Origin of the sequence: Mycobacterium sp. E3198, assembly GCF_001667015.1 — a bacterium.
Taxonomy (GTDB): domain Bacteria; phylum Actinomycetota; class Actinomycetes; order Mycobacteriales; family Mycobacteriaceae; genus Mycobacterium.
In genome coordinates, this window is record NZ_LZIS01000105.1 from 1 (window position 1) to 691 (window position 691).

The window sequence follows — 691 nt, forward strand, 5'->3', positions numbered from 1 at the left end:
TGTTCGGCGAGTCGGTTGTCGGGGCCGCAGGCCAGGGTGAGGTCGTCGATGTCGGTGCGGCGGTTGGCGGTCCAGCCGCGGATGTGGTGGACCTGGCTGTGGTAGGCCGGGGCGTCGCAGCCGGGTTTGGTGCAGCCGCGATCGCGGCCGCAGAGCATGATGCGCTGGGCGGGGGAGGCGATGCGCTTGGTGTGGTGCAGCGCCAGGGATTTGGCGTTGTGGAAGATCGCCAGATAGTGATGCGCGTGGCCGGCCCAGCGGATCACATCGGCCATGGGCACCAGGGTGCCCCCGGCGGTCAGGCCTTTGCCGGCGGCGGCCTCCAACTCGCGCAGCGTGGTGGTCACGATGATCGACACCGGCAACCCGTTGTGTTGGCCCAAATCGCCGGAGGCGAACAGCCCGCGCAGCCCGGCCAAAAACGCGTCGTGGTTGCGCTGGGGTTGGGAACGGGTGTCGCGGCGCACCGCCTCCTGGTCGGGGGCGGCGTCGACGAGCGGGATCCCGTCGTCGGGGTTGCACGCCCCCGGCGCGCCCAGCTTGGCCACCATCGCTTCGATGGCCGCCCGCAGCTCCGGGGTGATCAGCCCGCTCATCGGTGACATGCCGTCGTATTGCTGGGCGCCCAGGACGATGCCGCGCTTTCGGGCGCGTTCGGCGTCGCTGAACTCCCCGTCGGGGTGCAGTACGG

General features: G+C 70.8%; 1 protein-coding gene. It reads right to left on the reverse strand.

What is annotated here, in order from left to right; translation table 11 throughout:
* Window positions 1-691, reverse strand: a 691-nt coding sequence (locus A5673_RS11930) for an HNH endonuclease signature motif containing protein (protein ID WP_156748122.1), incomplete at both ends; no start/stop codon positions are given.